The 20,192-nt window shown below is 65.4% G+C and carries 16 protein-coding genes; 10 read left to right on the top strand and 6 right to left on the bottom strand.

The features are described from left to right. The 5 genes from FHR95_RS03735 to FHR95_RS03755 form a co-directional block, all read right to left on the bottom strand. On the bottom strand, positions 1 to 1,299 hold a 1,299-nt coding region (locus FHR95_RS03735), incomplete at its 3' end, for a retention module-containing protein (protein WP_183313425.1). 165 nt (positions 1,300 to 1,464) lie between these two features. Next, positions 1,465 to 2,070: a response regulator transcription factor gene (locus FHR95_RS03740; RefSeq protein ID WP_183313426.1), complete on the bottom strand. Its 606-nt coding sequence runs from the start codon at positions 2,068 to 2,070 to the stop codon at positions 1,465 to 1,467. Continuing rightward, entirely contained in the window at positions 2,070 to 3,497 is a 1,428-nt protein-coding gene (locus FHR95_RS03745) for an HlyD family type I secretion periplasmic adaptor subunit (RefSeq protein WP_183313427.1), read from the bottom strand. The genes FHR95_RS03740 and FHR95_RS03745 overlap by 1 nt, the downstream gene beginning before the upstream one ends. Continuing rightward, complete coding sequence (locus FHR95_RS03750) at positions 3,497 to 5,662, bottom strand: type I secretion system permease/ATPase (protein WP_343065170.1); 2,166 nt, start codon at positions 5,660 to 5,662, stop codon at positions 3,497 to 3,499. The genes FHR95_RS03745 and FHR95_RS03750 overlap by 1 nt, the downstream gene beginning before the upstream one ends. 91 nt (positions 5,663 to 5,753) lie before the next feature. Beyond that, the gene (locus tag FHR95_RS03755; protein WP_343065171.1) at positions 5,754 to 7,907 is read right to left on the bottom strand and encodes a TolC family outer membrane protein; all 2,154 of its coding nucleotides are present in this window, start codon (positions 7,905 to 7,907) and stop codon (positions 5,754 to 5,756) included. A gap of 519 nt (positions 7,908 to 8,426) precedes the next feature. Here FHR95_RS03755 and FHR95_RS03760 point away from each other — a divergent pair. From FHR95_RS03760 to FHR95_RS03785, 6 genes are all read left to right on the top strand, one after another. Further along, on the top strand, positions 8,427 to 8,708 hold the full coding sequence (locus FHR95_RS03760; protein WP_040187151.1) for a hypothetical protein: 282 nt from the start codon (positions 8,427 to 8,429) through the stop codon (positions 8,706 to 8,708). Positions 8,709 to 9,049: 341 nt separating this feature from the next. Next, positions 9,050 to 11,092, top strand: a complete 2,043-nt coding sequence (metG, locus tag FHR95_RS03765; protein ID WP_183313726.1) for a methionine--tRNA ligase — start codon at positions 9,050 to 9,052, stop codon at positions 11,090 to 11,092. A 9-nt stretch (positions 11,093 to 11,101) separates the two neighbouring features. Beyond that, the gene (locus tag FHR95_RS03770; RefSeq protein ID WP_343065172.1) at positions 11,102 to 11,899 is read left to right on the top strand and encodes an RnfABCDGE type electron transport complex subunit B; all 798 of its coding nucleotides are present in this window, start codon (positions 11,102 to 11,104) and stop codon (positions 11,897 to 11,899) included. A gap of 7 nt (positions 11,900 to 11,906) precedes the next feature. Beyond that, positions 11,907 to 12,542 (top strand): endonuclease III, encoded by a 636-nt coding sequence (nth, locus tag FHR95_RS03775; RefSeq protein WP_183313429.1) that lies wholly within the window; start codon positions 11,907 to 11,909, stop codon positions 12,540 to 12,542. A gap of 126 nt (positions 12,543 to 12,668) precedes the next feature. Beyond that, on the top strand, positions 12,669 to 13,424 hold the full coding sequence (locus FHR95_RS03780; protein ID WP_183313430.1) for a YdcF family protein: 756 nt from the start codon (positions 12,669 to 12,671) through the stop codon (positions 13,422 to 13,424). A 78-nt stretch (positions 13,425 to 13,502) separates the two neighbouring features. Further along, positions 13,503 to 13,778: a hypothetical protein gene (locus FHR95_RS03785; RefSeq protein WP_183313431.1), complete on the top strand. Its 276-nt coding sequence runs from the start codon at positions 13,503 to 13,505 to the stop codon at positions 13,776 to 13,778. A 182-nt stretch (positions 13,779 to 13,960) separates the two neighbouring features. Here the strand turns inward: FHR95_RS03785 and FHR95_RS03790 are convergent, their stop codons facing one another. Next, positions 13,961 to 14,638: a glutathione S-transferase family protein gene (locus tag FHR95_RS03790; RefSeq protein ID WP_183313432.1), complete on the bottom strand. Its 678-nt coding sequence runs from the start codon at positions 14,636 to 14,638 to the stop codon at positions 13,961 to 13,963. Positions 14,639 to 14,801: 163 nt separating this feature from the next. On the opposite strand from FHR95_RS03790, the gene FHR95_RS03795 reads away from it, so the two are divergent. Genes FHR95_RS03795 through FHR95_RS03810 form a run of 4 tightly spaced genes read left to right on the top strand, consistent with a single transcriptional unit; the run spans position 14,802 to position 20,189 of the window. After that, positions 14,802 to 15,173 carry a response regulator transcription factor gene (locus FHR95_RS03795; protein WP_040187157.1) on the top strand — a complete coding sequence of 124 codons (372 nt, stop codon included), beginning with the start codon at positions 14,802 to 14,804 and terminating at the stop codon, positions 15,171 to 15,173. Continuing rightward, the gene (locus FHR95_RS03800; protein ID WP_183313433.1) at positions 15,173 to 17,242 is read left to right on the top strand and encodes a 3'-5' exonuclease; all 2,070 of its coding nucleotides are present in this window, start codon (positions 15,173 to 15,175) and stop codon (positions 17,240 to 17,242) included. The genes FHR95_RS03795 and FHR95_RS03800 overlap by 1 nt, the downstream gene beginning before the upstream one ends. Continuing rightward, entirely contained in the window at positions 17,239 to 17,433 is a 195-nt protein-coding gene (locus FHR95_RS03805) for a hypothetical protein (RefSeq protein WP_040187164.1), read from the top strand. The genes FHR95_RS03800 and FHR95_RS03805 overlap by 4 nt, the downstream gene beginning before the upstream one ends. Positions 17,434 to 17,456: 23 nt before the next feature. Next, positions 17,457 to 20,189 carry an ATP-binding protein gene (locus FHR95_RS03810; protein ID WP_183313434.1) on the top strand — a complete coding sequence of 911 codons (2,733 nt, stop codon included), beginning with the start codon at positions 17,457 to 17,459 and terminating at the stop codon, positions 20,187 to 20,189. The last annotated feature ends 3 nt before the right edge of the window (positions 20,190 to 20,192 follow it).

Below are 20,192 nucleotides of genomic sequence, written 5' to 3' on the forward strand. Positions count from 1 at the left end.
CACCAGGCTGATCGGGTAGTCGCCCTGGGCCGTGGCCAGACTGGTCGTGCCATCGCCGCTCAGTTCGAGACCATAGACGGTATCGTTGCTGGCCGCCGCGCCGTCGGCACCGAAGTCGGTGTCGAGGACAAGAACGGCACCCTCACTGGTGGAGGTGATCGGGAAGCCGTCCAGTGCTTCGGCCGTGGTCTCATCAACGCTGACGGCGGCTTCACCGAGACTTGCAGTCACAACCGGCCCATCATCGCTGAAGCCAATGCTGCCCCCCAGATCGATGGAAGCGCTGTCGCTGGCCGAGTCGCCGTCGCTGTCGGTGATGGTCGCGGTGCCGTTGAGCACGATCAGCCCGCCACCGATGTTTTGAATGTCGCTGGAGAAGTCGCTGCTGTCGGCCTGATCGTGATCGATGGCCTGGAACTGCACCAGGGTGATCGTACCATCCTCGGAAACACCGACCTGGAAAACGGTATTGTCCCCGCCCACGGCAGCGGTATCACTCTCGGTCGAGCCGGTGATCACGCCGCCGATATCATGCAGGAAGACCGCGTCACTGCTACTGGTCAGGCCGGAGTTGACCCCGTTGGTCACGCCCTCGGCCAGCGCCAGCCCGTATTCCCAGACGATCTCGCCAGGGCCATCCTCGCCGAAGCTGGTGCCTGCCGGGTCGATAGCGAACACCACGGTGAAGGACGTGGTGCTGCTGCTCGTCCCGTCATCTTCTCCCTCCGCGATCGTCTCGGCATCACTGGTCAACAGCGTGATCGCGCCACTGTCGGCGCTGATCGAAATGGTCGGAACGTCGTTCTCGTCTTCCGCAATGAGTTCGGGCTCGGCCTCGTCGAATTCGACGGTGTCAAGCGACGCGGTGGAGAACTCGTAGGCCAGCGGGTCAACGTCTTCATTGATGCGCGCCAGGCGCACGAAATCGTGCCCGCCGCCGTCACCGCCGGCGCCGCCAGCACCGGCTGCGGTGGCAGCGAGGTCTTCCAGCAGGTCGTCCTCCCCTTCATCGATGGCAGTCAGCAGGGCTTGGAGATCTTCATCCTGGGCGCTCGATTCCTCGCTCGCCACCGGCTGCTCGGCATCAAGGTCAGGGGTCATGACAATCGATTGCCCACCTTCGATCATGGTGGGGTCAAGACCATCATCGAAGTCGAGCTGCACGCGCGCATTGTCCGAGGTGATAAGCGTCTCACCCTCCTGCAGGGTATCCCCCACCCGCAGTTCACGAAGATTGCCGGCCTCGTCACGTGCCCAGGCCTGACCGCTGCTGATGGAGATGATGGTTGCGATGGTCATGAGATGACTCCCTGCCTACAAAGCGATTGCGATGCCGCCCACGGAAGAACGGTGCATACCATGAAACTAGGCCATGTCCCGAAGAAGCAGTATTGTACTGATGGGCAGGGATGGCCCTGCCCTTGACCTGAGTCAACTCAGCGCTTGATCAGCCGCGACGGCCCGTCAAACGACTTCACGCTGAGCGAGACGCAGGATCAGCTGCAGACGGTCGCGCACGCCGAGCTTGCGAAAAATGGCACCAAGATGCGCCTTGACGGTCCGCTCGGTGATCTCAAGACGGCGCGCTACCTCCTTGTTGCTCTGTCCTTCGGCTACGGCCAGTGCCACCGCCCTTTCGCGATCCGTCAATCCCGAGAGGGCCTCATCCTGTTGCTGAGCCCCGCCCCCCAGCGCCCGATAGGCCCCGCCCATCACCTGAGCCATCAGCTCGGTCGGCACCCAGATGCCTTGGTGGTGAGTCACGAGGTCTACCTGGGTCAGCAACTCGGCGGGTGACAGCGCATGGGCGTAGCCCCTAGCGCCGGCATTCAACGCTTGCAGAGCCTGCAGTGAGGTGGGCGCGTAGCTTAATACGTTGACGATGGCCCCACGGCCAGCGAGCAACGTGACCAGTCCCTGCCACTCCTCGATGTTACTCATGACCCACACGCTATCGCCGTGACCGGCCTGGGCCCGCGCCTGCTGGGGCGTCACCAGGCGCGCCTCAGCGAAGGCGGCACGCCAGCGCGGGATCTCGTCGCGTCCCTGACAGACGAAGAGCTGTGTCATCATCGTTCTCCCATGGAATTGTCCCAGGCCCGCAGAACAGGCTTGAGCAGGTACTGCATCACGGTGCGCTTGCCGGTCATGATGTCGACCTGGGCGGTCATGCCCGGAATCACGTCCATTTCCTTGTGTTTCTGTGCGTCTTCGACCGTGCGCACCCGCACCAGATAGAAGGTATTGCCCTCGTCATCGGTGATGGTGTCGGCGCTGATATGGTCGAGCTCGGCCTCGAGCCCGCCGTAGATGGCGAAATCGTAGGCGGTGAGCTTGATGGTGGCGGGCTGGCCGGGGCGCAGGAAGGCGATGTCCTGCGGGGCGATGCGCGCCTCCACCAGCAGCGCATCATCGGTGGGCACGATGTCGACCACCTCCTGGCCCGGCTGGACCACCCCGCCGAGGGTGGTGACGTTGAGGCGCTGAATCACGCCATCCACCGGTGAGCGGATCTCCGACATCCGCACGCGGTCCTGCAAGCCGGCGCTGGATTCGTCAAGCGCGGCCAGTTCGCCCAGGGTCTGCGAGAGCTCGGTACGCCACTCGTTGCGCGCTTCCAACTCGACCTCGCGCAGCTGGGCCTGGGCCTCCTCGATCGCCGACTGCAGACGCTCGACCTGGGCCGCCGCCTGGGCACGGTCACCGCTGGCCCGCGAAACCTCTCGACGGAGCCGCAGCACCTCGACTTCGGACACGGCCCCGGACTGTAGCAACGGCCGCGTGAGGTTGAGCTCCTGGCTGGCCATGTTGAGCTCCCTGGCGGCGGTATCGCGACGTGACTGAGCCTCCTCGAGCTCGGCGCGGCGCTGGGAGAGCCGTTCCTGCAGAATGCTCTTCTCCTCGGCCAGCTTCTCGAGCGCGTTCTGATAGAGTTCACGCTCCTGGTCGACGATCTCCGGAGCCTTGTCGACCAGTTCGTCCGACGGGGTAAAGGAAGAGCCGGTGGCCAGCGCCCGCAGTCGCTCGGCACGCGCCTGGAGGGACTGCGCCGTGGCGCGGTTCTCGCGAAAGTTGGCCAGGAAGCGGGTGGGGTCGATACGCATCAGCAGCTCGCCGGCCTCGACCCGTTCCCCCTCCTCTACCAGGATCTCCTGGACCACCCCGCCATCGAAGGACTGCACCCGCTGCAGCTGGCTGGAGGGAATCACCCGGCCCGTGCCGCGAGTCACCTCGTCGATGGGCGCAACGGTGGCCCATACCAGCAGGGCGATAACGGCCAGCACCACCACGTAAAGAAAGCCGCGGGCGCGAATCGGGTCCTGCTGCAGGCGGGCCCAGTCGGCGTCGCTGGCCCAGTCGCGACTCAGGTGTGCCGCACTGACCCGGCGCGCAAAGAGCCGGTCGATGAAGGGCCGGAAGGGCTTGCCACCCGTCTCCGAGAAACGCCCGATCGCCTCGAAGCCCTGCTGTTCGGCGGTCTTGTCCGCGCTTGCCATCAGTTGGCCCTCCCGATCTGGCCCTTGCGCAGGGCTTCCACCACCTTGTCGCGGGGACCGTCGGCGACCACCTTGCCGGCATCGATGACCAGGATGCGATCGACCAGCGAGAGCAACGACGTGCGGTGGGTGACGACGATCAGCGTCTTGCCCTGGCCATAGGCCTTGAGATTGGCCTTGAAGGCCTCTTCGCTGGCATGGTCCATGGAACTGGTGGGCTCGTCGAGCAGCAAAATTTGCGGGTCATGGACCAGCGCCCGGGCGATGGCCACGGCCTGGCGCTGGCCCCCGGAAAGCATCTGGCCGCGCTCGCCCACCGGCAGGTCGACGCCCTGGGGATGCGAGTTGACCAGGCTGTCCAGGCCGCTCAGCTTGATGGCACGCAACAGCGCCTCATCATCGACCCCGTCGCTGCCGCCCCCGGCCAGAATGTTCTCGCGCAGCGAGCCGAAGAACAGGCTGACGTCCTGGGGTACATAGCCGATATGACGACGCAGTTGCATGGGGTCGAACTGGCGGATGTCCACCTTGTCGACCATCACCGCGCCTGCCGTGGGCTGGTAGAGCCCCAGCACCAGCTTGTTGAGGGTGGTCTTGCCGCAGCCCACACGGCCCAGCAGCGCCACCCGCTCCCCGGGCTCGATCGTCACCGAGATGTCCTGCAGGGCGTCGCGCTCCGCCTCGGGATAGCGAAAGGAGAGCTTGTCGAAGCGTATCTCACCACGCACCACCGGGCGGTCGATGAAGGTCTTGCCGTCGGGGCGCTCCACCGGCCGCTCCATCACCTCATTAAGCGACTGCAGCGCGGTGGAGGACTGGTGGTACTGCGCCAGCAGTGCCGCGGCCTGGCTGATCGGCGCCATGGCCCGCGACGACAGCAGGTAGGCGGCGATCAGCCCGCCCTGGGTCAGGTTGCCTTCGATGATCTGGTAAACGCCGATGATGATCACGCACACGGCGACGCTGTGCTGTGCCCAGAGCGCGACACTCGAGACCGAGGAGCTAACCAGCCGCAGCTGGGCGGAGGTGCGCGAGAGAAAGGCTGACGCCTTCTCCCAGGTGGCCTGAATGCGGCTCTCGGCGCGCAGCGTCTTGACCGTCTCCAGGCTGGCGACCGATTCCACCAGGGTGGCGTTGCGCTGGGCCCCCACCCGCCAGGTAGTCTCGGAGAGCTCGTGGAGTTTGCCCTGGGCGGCCATGGCATAGAGCAGCACGAAGACGATGCCTACCAGCACCGGAATCACCAGCGGCGGGCCGATCAGCGCGATGATGCCCGCGAACATCAGCACGAAGGGCAGGTCGACGAGCGCCACCACCGTCGCCGAGCCGATGAAGGCACGCACCGACTCGAAGGACTGCAGCGTCGCCGAAAAGGATCCCGTCGAGGCCGGCCGTGCCTCCATGCGCAATCCCAGCACCCGCGCCATGATCGATGACGACAGCTTGACGTCGGCACGACTGGCCGCCAGATCGACGAAGGCGTTGCGCATCAGGCGCAGCACCAGGTCGAAGCACAGCACGATAAAGATGCCGGCCGACAGCACCCACAGCGTCTCGGTGGCGTGGTTGGGGACCACCCGATCGTAGACGTTGAGCACGAACAATGGCATCGCCACCGCAAAGAGGTTGATCACTACCGACCCGGCGATGACGTCGCGATAGAGCTTGCGATTCTCGCGGATCACGCCCCAGAACCAGTGACGGGAGCGTTGCTTGTTGACCTCGGGCCCGCGCTCATCGAAATGAAAGCGCGGGCGCACGTAAATGGCTTGGCCGCTGTAGCTCTCCTGCAGGCCATCCAGGCCCACCTCGGCTTCGGCATCGCCCAGTTCGGGAAAGATCACCCGAGCGCGACGCGCCTTGATATCTAGGGCCACCAGCACGCAAGCACGGCCCGGCTCAAGCAGCAACACGCAGGGAAAGAGCGCGGGGTTGAGCTGCACCAGGCGACTCTTGACGATTCGGGCCGTGAGACCGGCGCGAGACGCGGCGCGGCCGAAGACGCCGGGTGTCAGGCGCCCCTCTTCCAGGGGCAGCCCGGACGTCAGCGACTCGGCCGTGACGTCATGCCCATGCATCTGGGCGATGCTCTGCAGGCACTCGAGTAATTCATCATGGACCGCTGACCGGGAAGGGCCAGGGTCCAGCGCTTCTTTCTGCGACACAACCACCTCGAATATCAAGACGCCCCATCGCGGTCACGACGGGGCGAAGCATACCGGCAAAAAGCTAACTTGCCGGTGGCTGGCACTCGGTTCATCCGTTGACGATATAGCTGCCGCCGTACCCCATAGTCTCGAGCCGCTGGCGAAGGGTCTTGATCAGCGCCGGATCGTCGATGGGACCAAGCTGGACACGATGCAGCGTCCCGGCGGAGTGGAGGCGGGCCGGAATATCGAGCTCACTTCCCAGGCGCTTACCCAGGCCGCGGGCTCGCTGCTGGCTCTCCAGCGCCGCCACTTGCATGAAGCTGCCCTCCTGACGCGCCAGCGCTTCCGGTTCGGCGATGCGGATGTCCAACTCGCCATAGAAACCGGCGGGTGCTGCGGACCAGTCCGATGCCGCGTCACCTACGTTGTTCGCCAAGGTTGCGTCTTCTCCGTCGAAAGCGTGACCGCTCAAGTCCAGGTTTTCGCCAACACGCTCCAGGGTCACCTCGACACGACGGTTCTGGCGGCGCCCCTCCACCGTGGCATTGCTGGCCACCGGCTGACGCGAACCATAGCCGCGCGTCTCGATCAGTCCCGGTTCAACTCCCTGGCTCACCAGGTAACTGGCCACGCTATCGGCGCGTGCCTGAGAGAGCGGATCGTTGATGGCATCGGTGCCGGTGATATCGGCGTGACCGGCGATGAACACCCGAGCAAGGTTGTCCATGTCACGAATCGCGACCGCCAGACCATCGAGTTCGGCACGCGCCTCGGCGTTCAATACGGCGCTATTGATCTCGAACAGGGCATCGGCCGAGAGGGTCACGTCCGGCGCTCGTGTCGGCGCCTCGATGCCGCCGATAAAGTCGTTGAGTGTAAAGCCCTGTGGGCCTTGAGCCGGACAGATGGCATCTGGATCGATCTGGACCCCGTCGCTGCCCAGCTCGGCCAGGGTCGGCAGATCATCACGCCGTACCTCGAGGGTCTGCATCAGTTGCCCCATGGCAGCCAGGGTACGGGCATCCGCCAGCGCCACGTCATAGCGGGCATTGGCATAGGCACGGCTGGCCTCGAAATACTCGTTCTCGCTGTCCAGCAAGTCGAGTAGGGTGCGTTGTCCGATTTCAAACTGCTGCTCGTAAGCGCCGCGCACCCGGTCGATGGACTGGCGATGCTCATTCAGGTATTCCAACTGCTCGCGCAGCCGCTGGGTATCGTTATAGGCAATCTGGGTGGTCTGGCGAACGTCGACACAGGCCTTCTCGCGCAGGCTGACGGCCTGCTCGACGCGGTCGCTGGCGGCGCGGAAGGACGCCAGGTCACTGCCGCCACTGTAGAGGTTCATGCTGGCGACCAACTCGATGCTGTGGCGATCGCGGCGCTCGCCATCGGCGATCACATCGTAGCTGCCGTCACTGTTCTCGTAGGTGCCGGTGCGACCGCGCAAATCGAGTCGCGGCTGGAAGGCCGAGCGGGTACCACGCTGCTCGGCACGCGAGGCCTCGATGTTCTCGATGGCGGCATGGAAGTCGGGATTCCCCTGGAATGCCAGATCGAGCGCCCGGTTGACGTCTGCCGGCAGGCGTTCGTCCATCTCCGGCGCCGGCGCCAGGTTCTCCGCCGGGAGGTCGCCGACGATGCGCTGGTAGCGCGCCGTCACATCGTGCAGATTGGACGCTTCAGTCATCAGGTTCGACTCGGCCAGCGCCAGGCGACCGCTGATCTGCTCCAGATCGACGCGGCGACCTGCCCCGGAGATCACGCGCTCCTCGATCTGGTTAAAGACCCTCAGGTGCTCACGGTAGTTGTCCTGGGCCAGGCGCACCAACTCACGGTAGCGTTGCACGTCCAGGTAGGCGCGCGTTGCCTCCAGGGCCGTCTCCTCGCTGGCCCCCATCAACTCATAATAGCTCACCAGTTCGGCTCGGCTCAGGCGCTCGACCTCGCTGGCCGTGGCGAGACCGTCCCAGAGCATCTGGGTGATCGTCAGTTCCGCGTAGCGGGTATCGTAACTACCGCGGCTGTCGAGCTCTCTATCCTCAACGCCGATCCCGGCCGAGACGTCGACGCTCGGCAAATAGTTGCCTCGGGCCACTCCGATATCATTACCGGAAGCGCGGAAGCTGCTCCATGCGGCCTGTACCTCGGGGTTTGTCGAGATCGCCTGCTGAACCACCTGGCGCAGATCGGCGCTCCCCGGCGACGCCAGTCCCGCCGGCAACGACTGTGCCACGGCCGAAGCGAGTGGCAGAAGTGCCAAGGAGGACCCCAGAGCCAGAGTGCCGGCAAGGCGACGTACAAGGGGGCTGTTAGATGCGTCAGTCGTGCGTTTCATGGGTGTTCCCTTTCATGATGGCTATGGCCCGGTCTTCTAGATACCAGGCCTGACAGGAAATGAAATGACCGGTTTATTATTTTGTTGCGGGCCCATGGGTCGAGGTGTCATGCCATGGCGCTTCCTTTCCCGACTTCCTGTGACGACTCCCCTGAGGTCTCCATCAGGCTGGCTCAGGCCAAGCCGAACGTCTGATATGCCCCATGCGATTTCATGATGTGAGGCTTTGTAATCCAGCGTAACCGAACAGAAGAATTTGTCCACTCCTGAGGGACTAGGGCCAGGCAGGAGTTAGCAGATGCTTGATGCAGGACAAGGCCCACGCTACACCCCATATACCGTGCAATGCCCTGTGCAAGGACAGGCATGGCAGCCAACCACGCCCGCCGACAAACGTGGTATCGTCTGCTTGTCTCGAAATGGCATGGATCCAAGGAGAACGTCATGGCCTCATCGGAAATCCAAAAGACCCGCGTGATCAACGAACTGCGGGGCTTCATCAAGAAACTACTGCAGGATCCGAAGATCCTCGAGCAGGCGCTGGAGGTCACCCGCCGTCAACTCAACGAACCCGGTGAGGGTGACGTGATGGCGCGTATTGCCAACGAGATCTCCGACACCACCAGCGTGCATATTCCCGAGGACCCTGAGGAACACTCCGAGGCGGATCGACTCTTTCTCGAGTTGCTCAAGGAAGTGGTCAAGGAAGAGCAGGCGCTCTACTAACCACCAGGGCTTCCCTCTGGCTCTCCTCTACTCCCGGCGCAACGCCGGGAGATTACCTTTCAAAAGAAGCTGGGCGCTCCACCTTGCCTGTAACGCACCCCTGGCGCGTGCCTCACGGTACGGCAGCCATAGCCGGGCGTGCCTCCCAGCTTGCGCCTGGGGCCGCGGAGACCGTGTATTCACTTGGATGGATCTGGCGCGTCACCGGGGCAGCAAGCTATGGCTGAGATGCTACCAGCACGCCGCCTGAACCGGGCAAGACGAGCGGACGCGGAGATGCAGCCATGTGCGAAGATGGCTACAATCGTGGCCTGATTTTCAACGGGATACTCTGTGACGCCATGTCGAACACCGCCCGCGCCCCGCGCAAGATTCTGGTCACCAGCGCCCTGCCCTACGCCAACGGGGCCATCCACCTGGGCCACCTGCTGGAATACATCCAGACCGATATCTGGGTGCGCTTCCAGAAGAGCCGCGGGCATGAATGCCACTACGTGTGTGCCGACGACGCCCATGGAACGGCCATCATGCTGCGGGCAGAGCAGGAGGGCATCACGCCCGAGGCGCTGATTGAACGGGTCTCCCGCGACCACCAGACCGACTTCTCCCGCTTCGGGGTGGCGTTCGACAACTATCACTCGACCCACTCCCCGGAGAATCGCCACTTCAGCGAGCTGATCTATACCCGGCTGCGGGACAAGGGACATATCGCCAGCCGCGACATCGAACAGATGTTCGACCCGGTGAAGGGCCTGTTCCTGGCCGACCGCTTCATCAAGGGCACCTGCCCGAAATGCAAGGCCGAGGACCAGTACGGCGACAACTGCGAGGCCTGCGGCGCCACCTACACGCCGGCAGAGCTGATTGATCCGGTGTCGGCGATCTCCGGTGCCGCCCCCGAGGTGAGAAGTTCTACCCACTACTTCTTCAAGCTGCCGGACTTCGCCGACTTCCTGAAGGCATGGATCGACGATGACCATGTCCAGCCGCAGATCCGCAACAAGCTGATGGAGTGGTTCGAGTCGGGCTTCAACGAGTGGGACATCTCCCGCGACGCCCCCTACTTCGGCTTCGAGATTCCCGACGCGCCAGGCAAGTACTTCTATGTCTGGCTCGACGCGCCAATCGGCTACCTCGCCAGCTTCCAGAACCTCTGCGACCGCCAGGGCATCGACTTCGATGCCTACTGGGCACCCGACTCCGACGCCGAGGTCTACCACTTCATCGGCAAAGACATCGTCTATTTTCACGCCCTGTTCTGGCCGGCGATGCTGCACGGTGCCGATTTCCGGACGCCCACCGCCGTCAACTGCCACGGTTTCGTCACGGTCAACGGCGCCAAGATGTCCAAGTCGCGCGGCACCTTCATCAAGGCCGCGACCTATGCCGACCACCTCAACCCGGAGTACCTGCGCTACTACTTCGCCGCCAAGCTGACCTCGCGGGTCGACGACCTGGATCTCAACCTCGAGGACTTCGCGGCACGGGTCAACAGCGACCTGGTGGGCAAGGTGGTCAACATCGCCAGCCGCTGCGCCGGCTTCGTCAAGAAGCTCGGCAACGGCCGCCTGTCCGCCCACTGCAGCCAGCCGGAGATGGTGGCACGCTTTATCGCTGCCGGTGACGAGATCGCCGCGGACTTCGAGGTTCGCGAGTTCGGCCGGGCCATGCGCCGCGTGATGGAACTGGCCGATGAGGCCAACACCTACATCGCCGAGGCCGAGCCCTGGGTGCTGGCCAAGCAGCCGGGGCGCGAGCAGGAGGTGCTGGAGATCTGCTCGGTGGGGATCAACCTGTTCCGCCAGCTGATGGTCTACCTGGCGCCGGTGGTGCCGGCCATGGCCGAGCAGGCCCGTGTGTTCCTCGGGCTCGAGACCCTTGATTGGCACAGCCGCCACACGCTGCTGGTGGACCACGAGATCGCCAAGTTCAAGCCGCTGATGACCCGCGTGGAACGCGACAAGATTGATGCCATGATGGCGGCATCGAAGGAGGACCTGGTGGAAGAACAGAAACTCAAGGAGACGGCGAAGGGGCCGCTGGCCGAGGATCCCATCGGGGACGAGATCAGCTTCGAGGACTTTGCCAAGGTCGACCTGCGTATCGCCCGCATCGCCCGGGCAGAATATGTCGAGAAGGCCGACAAGCTGCTCAAGCTGACCCTTGACCTGGGCGGCGAGACTCGCACCGTGTTTGCCGGCATTCGCGCCGCCTATGCCCCGGAAGCTCTCGAGAATCGACTGACCGTGATGGCGGCCAACCTGGCACCGCGAAAGATGCGCTTCGGCGTGTCCGAGGGCATGGTGCTGGCCGCCGGCAACGACGACGGCATCTATCTCCTCAGCCCCGATTCCGGCGCCGAGCCGGGCCAGCGGGTGCGCTGAGGCGCCGCCGTGACGGAGATCGATGCCCGCTCTCGGGCCGCGCTGATCGAGGCCATCGATGCCGAGCTGCCCCAGACCCAGTGTGGCAAGTGCGGCCAGCCCGGCTGTCGCCCCTATGCCGAGGCCATCGTCGACGGCGAGGCCATCAATCGCTGCCCGCCCGGCGGCGACGCCACCGTGACTCGGCTAGCGGCGCTGACCCGGCGGGACGTGATTGCGCTCGAACAGCCCGCCCAATCCCCGCTGGTGGCCTGGATCCGCGAGGCCGAATGCATCGGCTGCACCAAGTGCATCCAGGCATGCCCGGTGGACGCCATCCTCGGCGCGTCCAAGCGCATGCATACGGTCATCGTGGATGAGTGCACCGGCTGCGAGCTGTGCGTGGCGCCCTGCCCCGTGGACTGCATCGACCTCTTGCCTCACCCCGCCTGGGAAGCCGCCGAGACCGATGAGGCACGCGACGCCTACCTGGCACGCCGCGCCGAACAGGGGCGCCGTCGTCATCGCGACCGCCAGCAGCGCCTGGCCAGGGAGTCGCGTGAAAAGCGCATGGAGCGCCAGAAGCGGCTGATTCGACAGCGCCAGCGGTCCGCGCCGGGCAGCACCGCAGGCCCCGCGCCGCAACGCCAGCGACAGATGGCCGTAAAGGCCGCCGAACAGGCCCTGCGCCGCGCCAGACAGCAGTTGGCCCACGCCGAGCGCCAGGGCGATGCCAATGCAATCGCGGCGGCCCAAGGGCAGGTCGATAGCGCCAGCCGGCTGCTCGATGACGCCCGGGCCGCGCTCCATCACGTCTCCTCTTCATGAGCCGAGCATGAACGCCCAGAAACGCCTCGAGATCTTCGCGCGGCTGCGCGCCCACAACCCCGAGCCGACCACCGAACTGAACTGGACGACGCCCTTCGAGCTGCTCACCGCGGTGCTGCTCTCGGCCCAGGCCACCGACGTGGGGGTAAACAAGGCCACCGAACGGCTGTTCAAGGTGGCCAACACGCCCCAGTCGATCCTCGATCTGGGGATCGACGGCGTGAAGGAGCACATCCGGACCATCGGCCTCTACAACACCAAGGCCGAGAATCTGATGAAGACCTGCCGAATTCTGGTCGAACAGCACGATGGCGAGGTGCCACGCACCCGCAAGGCCCTCGAGGCGCTGCCGGGCGTCGGCCGCAAGACCGCCAACGTGATCCTCAACACGGCCTTCGGTGAGCCCACTATCGCCGTGGATACCCATATCTTTCGCGTGGCCAATCGTACCGGGATCGCCAAGGGGAAAGACGTGGTGGAGGTAGAAAGAAAACTGCTGCGGCATGTGCCCCGAGAATTTCGCCAGGATGCCCATCACTGGCTGATTCTCCATGGGCGCTACACCTGCCTGGCCCGCAAGCCGCGCTGCGGCAGCTGCGTCATCGAGGACCTCTGCGAGTACCCGGAAAAGACCGAGCCATAACGGGCATCGAGCCCGGGATGTCGAAGCGTCAGGCACCTCGCGACCGACGATCTCTCCAGGTCACCGGCTGGCACAAGAGGCCGCCGACTGGTTCACTGGCAGGATGACCGCCAACGAGTCTCGCCCATGGAAGCGCTGAAATATCTCCTGCTGCCCCCCGTGATCAATGTGCTATTGATCCTCCTGGGCCTCATGCTTGGCGTGCGCGGCATGGCCGGTGGCCTGCTGGTGACTCTCGGGGTCGCCAGCCTGCTGGCCCTTTCCACGCCTCTGGCGAGCCATGCCCTGCGCCAGGGGCTCGAGCCTCCCCCCCTGGCTGGCCCCGCTCAACTGCGTGACGCCGAGGCCATCGTGATCCTTGGTGGCGGACGCGACACCGCTTCCCCGGAATTCGGCTGGGGCGATGCCCCTGCCAATGCCAGCTGGCGCCGGCTGGCCTATGGCACCCACCTGCATCGCGGGACTCAACTGCCGATCCTGGTCAGCGGCGGCCGCGTGCACGACGAGCACAGCGCCGAAGCAAGCCTGATGGCCGCGGCACTGCGCGAGGTATTTGACGTGCCGGTGCGCTGGCTGGAAGGTCGCAGCAGCAGCACCGCCGAGAATGCCCGCTACACCGCCGAGATGCTGGGAGGCGATGGCATCGACCATGTCGCGCTGGTCTCTCAGGCCTGGCACCTGCCAAGGGCCGTCGCGGAATTCGAACGCGCCGGCCTGTCCGTCACGCCAGCGCCAACCGAATTCGCCAGTGCTCCACCGCCTGGCCTTCCCTCAATGATCCCGCGTGCCTACCACCTCCACCAGAGCACCCGTGCCCTGCACGAGTGGCTGGGACGGGCCGAGCTGGCACTCCGCAACATACTGCTGCGCCGCGGTGAGTGAGCCAGCGTCGACGCGCCCTACGGCCAGGCGGCAACCAGGCTGGCGGCGTTATCTCATCCTCTTGACTCAAGGCTCGACATGTTGGACCTGCTGATACCCCTCGTCCTGACCACCGTTTTCGGTGCCCTGGTGGGCACGCTCTGCCGGCTGATGCGCTGGCCAGGCCGAGAGCGCCCGCTGCTCTTCCCGCTGGTGGGCCTGGTCGCCGGAATTACCGCCTTCTTCATCCATTGGCTTCTTAACAAGGTGACCGGCGCGCCCGCCTGGTGGTTGCCGCTGCTGGTGATCGCTCAGATCTGGCTATGGCTGGGGCCGCTTGGCCCCATGCACAAGCTCAAACGGCAGCAGAAATAAGAATCATCGCAATTCGGCTGAACACCATGGGAATATCGCGTAGGCCGGCTAAGCGGAAGGCGCATACAGCGCGGTGGAAGCCTCATTACACGCCCGGTGCGCTGGCGCTTAGCGGGCCTACTAGGTCGGGAGGCCAGCCAAACCAAAAAGTACCTCGCGTGTTTCAGCCAACGTCGCCTACGTCACCCCAACGAGAACTCACCGCCCTTCTCTACGGCGCGACGGTACGCCGGGCGCTCCCGGCAGGCGGACAGGAAGGCCTCCAGCCGGGGGTAGCCGGACAGCCCACCACCGTTTTCCAGGGCAAGCACCGGGAAGCTCATCTGAATATCGGCCGCGCTGAAGGCGTCGCCGGCAAACCAGCTAGCATGGCCGAGCTCGGCTTCCCAGTAGTCGCTCAACTGGCGGATCTGCGGCCCCAGAAACTGCTGCTCCACCCCCCGGGCGAAAAGCTTGCCGAGGGGGCGCACCGGTGCCGGCACCGGTGGCTTGCCAAGCGCGGAGAACACCAGCCGCATCACCAGCGGCGGCATGGCGGAGCCTTCGGCATGGTGTAGCCAGAAGCGGTAGCGCTCCCGTGCATCGCTGCCCGCCGCCGGCACCAGATGGCCGGGGGTATCGAAGCGTTCGACCAGATATTCGAGAATCGCCGCCGACTCGGCGACCACCCGGCCATCACGTGACGCATCGCTGATCACCGGTGACTTGCCCAGCGGGTGAACCTCGCGAAGCGAGTCGGGCGCCAGCATGGTGCGGGGGTCACGCCGATAGGTGATGATCTCGTAGTCGACACCGAGCTCCTCCAGCAGCCACAGGACCCGCTGGGAGCGGGAGTTCTCCAGGTGATGGACCTTGATCATGCCGTCCTCCTTCATGAGCCCCCGGGAATCAGAGGCAGTCCCGGCACCCTAGCACGCCAATGCCTCTGACCTCCTGCCAAGGTCGTCTTTGCCACCGCTCGACCGGCCACTAGACTGATCGGTAACCGTGCATAAAACGACAACACACTCATAGGAGGGCACCATGGCCAAGGTGCTGGTGGTGGATGACGAAGCCAACATCGTCCTGTCCCTGGAATTTCTGATGCAGCACGCCGGCTTCGAGGTCGACACCGCCGAGGATGGCGAGAGTGCCTTGTCAAGGATCGCCGAGTCTCCCCCGGACCTCATCCTGCTGGATATCAGCCTGCCCGGCATCAGCGGCTTTGATGTTCTCGAGCGGCTGCGGGCCGATCCCACCCATGCGCGGCTGCCGATCATCATGCTGACCGCCCACGGGCGCGAGGTAGAGCGTGAGAAGGGCATGGCGCTGGGTGCCGACGACTACATCACCAAGCCCTTCTCGACCCAGGCGCTGGTCGAGAAGGTCAAGACGCTGCTTGCCGAGGTGTCCTGATGGCCAAGCGTGGTTCTCGTCTGCCTCGCCGCCAGCGGCTGATCGGCCTGTGGCTATTGCTCAGCGGCGTCAGCATCTTCGGCGGCGCGCTGTTCGCCATGTGGCTGGACAGCCTCGTCGGGCTCGAGGGCATGGCGCGGCTGCTACTGTGGCTGGGCTGTTTCTCCGGAGGCGGCACCATCTTTCTGGTCGGCCTGCTGCTCGAACGTCAGCTGTTCACGCCGCTACGTCATCTCCAGGTTCAGCTGGCGCGGCTGGTGGCCAACCCGGATGCCCGCCAGGACTATCCACCGGAAGGCTGGCTGCGCGGGCTCGGCCCCGACCTGATGCGCGTCCGCGAAGCCTGGCGAGCCGACCGCGAGCGCCTGGCTACCGCCCACGCCGAAGGCGCGCGCAGTGCCGCCCGCATCCGACAGGAGCTCGAGACCCTGCTCCAGGTGCTCGACACCCCGCTGCTGCTCTGTGATCACCACCGCCGGGTGCTGCTCTTCAACCAGGCAGCCGAGACGCTGTTCGAGGGTCACCCCGGGCTGGGGCTCGGCAAGCGCCTCGATGCCCTGCTGCCGATCCGCAGTCTCGAGGACGCCCTGGGTCAGTTACCCGATGATGGGGCGCCGCGGGAAATCCTGGTGCCCTGCGACGAGCGCTGGCTGCATGTGGTGATGCGCCGCGTTCCCGAGAGCAACCACGAGGCCCTGCTGACCCTGACCGACACCACGGCGGCCTGGACCAGCGAGATGGGGGCACGGGCCGACATCGCCGAGATGCTGCCGGTACTGCGACGCCACAGCGCCAGCCTGACCAGTGCCGCCGATGCCCTGGTCGGGGTGCGCGACGACAGCGCGGCGGGCGAACTCGGTCAGCGTCTGGAGGCCGTCATCGACGAGGAGAGCCGAGCCCTGGCCGCCCAGCTAGAGCGCATGGGCCAGCTGATGGAGGACATGCACCGCGAGGGCGAGCGCCTGGTCCCGCTGTGGTCCAATGATCTCTGGTCGGCCCTCGAGGAACGTCAGGCCAGCCACTCGCTGCGCATCACGCCGATCGGCATGCCCGCCTGGTTGAAGGGCGACGCGCCGGCGTTGCTGGTGCTGCTCGACTCGCTGCTGGCAAGGCTGGCGGCGCATTCCGGCCAGCACGAACTGGAAGGCGAGGTCTGCTTGGGCAACCGTCGGGTCTACCTGGACCTCATCTGGCGCGGCTCCCCGCTGGGCGAGAAGGTGCTGGACGAATGGCGCGCCGAGCGCCTGGATGCCCTGCCGTTGGGCCCGCGTGTCGGCGATGTGCTGCGCCAGCACACCAGCGATGCCTGGAGCCTTGCCGACGAGGACGGCGAACATGCCCGGCTGCGCCTGCCACTGCCGGCCACCGACCGGGTCGGGGCACCGCATCCGCGTACGCCGCCGCGCCCCGAGTTCCATGACTTCGGCATCGCCGATATGCCCCCGCCGGATGCCGAGTTGGCGGCTCGGCCCTTGAAGACCCTGGAGGTGGTGGCCTTCGACACCGAGACCACCGGACTGGAACTGCGTCGCGGCGACACCGTGGTCAGTATCGGGGCCTGCCGCATTGTCAATACGCGACTGCTGGCCAGCGACATCTTCGACCTGAAGGTCGACCCGGAGCGGCCCATCCCGCCAGCCAGTACCGCCATCCACGGCATCACCGATGACGACGTGGCGGGCGCCCCGCCGCTCAATGTGGCCCTGCCACGCTTTCGCGACTACATCGGCGAGGCGGTAATCCTGGCCCACAATGCCGACTTCGACCTGCTGGCCATCCACCCCCCCGGCAGTGGCACCGCGTTCGACATGCCGGTGCTCGACACGCTGCTGCTCTCCCGGGCGCTCGACGACAGCCTCGATGGCCATGACCTGGACAGCCTGGCCGACCGCTACGACCTCAGCTTCCCGCCCGGCACCCGCCATACGGCCCTGGGCGATGCCCGCGTCACCGCCGAGCTGTGGCTGTCGTTGCTGCCCCGGCTGGAGGCGCGCGGTATCGAGACACTCGAGCAGGCGCTGGCACTGCAGGCCAGCGCCCACGACAAGGAGGATGCCTTCGCCTCGTGAACACGCCGCGCCTCAAGGAACGGCTGGTCGTGCTGATCATACTGGCGGCCCTGCTGATATCCCCGCCCCTGCTGCTGATCGCCGAGCGCTCCCTGACGTGGCCGGGCTCGCTGATCGTCTACCTGTTCGTAGCCTGGGGTGGGGTTATCGGCCTGATGGCCTGGCTAATGGAACACCGCCCCAGGGAGTGACCCCGGATGCAGGCTGATACGCCATGAAAAGCAGTCTGGTGGTCCTGACGGTGGCATTCGGCTACCTGGCGCTGCTCTTCGTCATCGCCGCCTGGGGGGACCGTCGCGCCGAGCAGGGACGCTCGCTGATCGGCTCACCCACCGTCTATGCGCTCTCCATTGCCGTCTACTGCACCGCCTGGACCTTCTACGGCAGCGTCGGCCGCGCCGCCCAGTACGGCCCCAGCTTTCTGCTGATCTATCTGGGTCCGACCCTGGCGATGCTCATGGCACCCTTCGTGATCCGCAAGATGGTACGCATCGCCAGCGCCCAGCGGATCACCTCCATCGCCGATTTCATCAGCGCCCGCTACGGTAAGAGCTCGAGCCTGGGGGCCCTGGTGGCTCTGATCGCGCTAATCGGCATCACCCCCTATATCGCCCTGCAGCTGAAGGCGATTACCGTCAGCCACGCGGTGCTGGTCAACTACCCCCAGGCCGCCGAGCTGCGCCTGGCCGACGAGAGCTTCTGGGCCGACAAGTCGTTCTGGGTGGCCCTGGTCCTGGCGGTGTTCATCATTCTCTTCGGCACCCGCCACCTGGACGCCAGCGAACGCCACGAGGGCATGGTGGCGGCCATCGCCTTCGAGTCGCTGGTCAAGCTGGTGGCCTTCCTGTCGGTGGGCGTGTTCACTGTCTTCGTGCTCTTCAACGGCCCGGCGGAACTCTTCGCCCGGGTCGTGGCCATGCCAGAGCTGACCCGACTGATGAGCCTCGAAGCAGTGCCCGGCGGAACCCTGGGGTGGGTAGGCATGCTGGTGCTGGCGTTCCTGGCCTTTCTCACCTTGCCACGGCAGTTTCAGGTGCTGGTGGTCGAGAACGTCGACGAGCGACACCTCAAGCGCGCCAGCTGGCTCTTCCCGCTCTACCTGCTGGTGATCAACCTCTTCGTGATCCCCATCGCCATGGCCGGGTTGCTGCTGAGCGACGTCAGCAGCGACCCCGACAGCTTCGTGCTGACCCTGCCGCTCTCGGCCGGCCTCGAGGGATTGCCGCTGCTGGTGTTCATCGGCGGACTCTCGGCCGCTACCGGCATGATGATCGTCGAGACCATCGCCCTGTCGACCATGGTCAGCAATCAGCTGGTGATGCCGCTGCTGCTGCGCTCGCGGCACCTCCAGATGAGCATTCGCGGCGAGCTCGCCGGCTGGCTGCTGCGCATCCGCCGCGTGGCCATCCTGCTGATCCTGCTGCTCGGCTATCTCTACCATGCGCTGATCGGCGACGCCTACAGCCTGGTGACGATCGGCCTGGTCTCCTTTGCCGCCGCCTCCCAGTTCGCCCCGGCGCTGCTGATCGGCATGTACTGGCGTGGCGCCAACCGCCTGGGGGCCGGCCTTGGCATGAGCGCAGGCTTCGTAGTCTGGGCCTGGACCCTGCTGATTCCGGGCTTCGCCCAGTCCGGATGGCTGGAGGCCGGCTTCCTCGACCAGGGCCCCTGGGGGCTCGACTGGCTGAGACCCTATGCGCTGTTCGGCCTCGAGGGCTGGGACATCTATACCCACTCGCTGCTATGGAGCCTGACCGCCAACATCGGGCTGCTGGTGGGTATCTCGCTGTTCACCCGCCAGTCGCCGCTGGAGCAGACCCAGGCCGCCCTGTTTACCGAGGCCATGCACCCCGGCCTGATGGAGACCTCGCTGTGGCAGGGCCAGACCACGCGAGGTGAACTACGTGCCCTGCTCGACCGCTATCTGGGGGGCGCTGCGACGGCTCGCGTCTTCGCCAGCCAAGACGATACGGCCGGCGATGATGCCCAGACTGCGCCGCCGGCGCTGATCGCCCGCGCCGAACAGGCCCTGGCCGGCTCCCTGGGCAGCGCCTCGGCAAGGGTGTTGATCGATTCGGTGGTGCGCGGCGAAGCCCTGAGCCTCGAATCGATTCTCAGCATCCTCGACACCACATCCGAAACCCTGGAGGTCAACCGCCAACTGGAGCAGAAGTCCAATGAGCTGGCGCAAACCAGCGAGGAGCTGCGTGCGGCCAACGAACGCTTGCGCGAACTCGACCGTCTCAAGGACGAGTTCGTCGCCATGGTCAGCCACGAGTTGCGCACACCGCTCACCTCGATACGTGCCTTTGCCGAGATACTACGCGACAGCGATGACCTGCCCGAGGAGAAACGCCGCCACTTCCTCGACGTGGTGGTGCGCGAGAGCCAGCGGCTCTCTCGGCTGATCGAGGAGATACTCGACCTGGCCAGGCTCGAGAGCGGACGCCTGACCCTGGAACCCCAGCGCCTGGACCTGGTGGCACTGGCACGACACAGCGTGGATGCAGTGCACCGGCTGCAGGAAAATCGCGGGATTGCCCTGGAGGTCGAGATCATACCGGAGACGGCAACGGTCATCGGCGACCCGGACCGCCTCGAACAAGTGATCATCAACCTGCTCGACAACGCCGGCAAGTTCGCCGCCGACGACGATCCGAAGGTGCTGCTGCGCCTCGAGCGCTACAAGGACCATTACCGTCTCGCCGTCGAGGACAACGGCTCCGGCATCGCCGAAGACGAGCGCGAACGGGTCTTCGAGAAATTCCACCAGATCCAGCAGCAGGACGGTGGCGAGGCACGTGGCCGGCCACGGGGCAGCGGCCTGGGCTTGCCGATCAGCCGCGGCATCGTCGCCCATCTGGGCGGGCGACTGTGGGTCGAGGAGGCGCCACGGCTCGGCGGTGCCTGCCTGGTGATGGAGCTGCCCGAGGCGCCTGCGGAATAGGTC

This window comes from Halomonas fontilapidosi (assembly GCF_014192285.1).
Taxonomy (GTDB): domain Bacteria; phylum Pseudomonadota; class Gammaproteobacteria; order Pseudomonadales; family Halomonadaceae; genus Halomonas; species Halomonas fontilapidosi.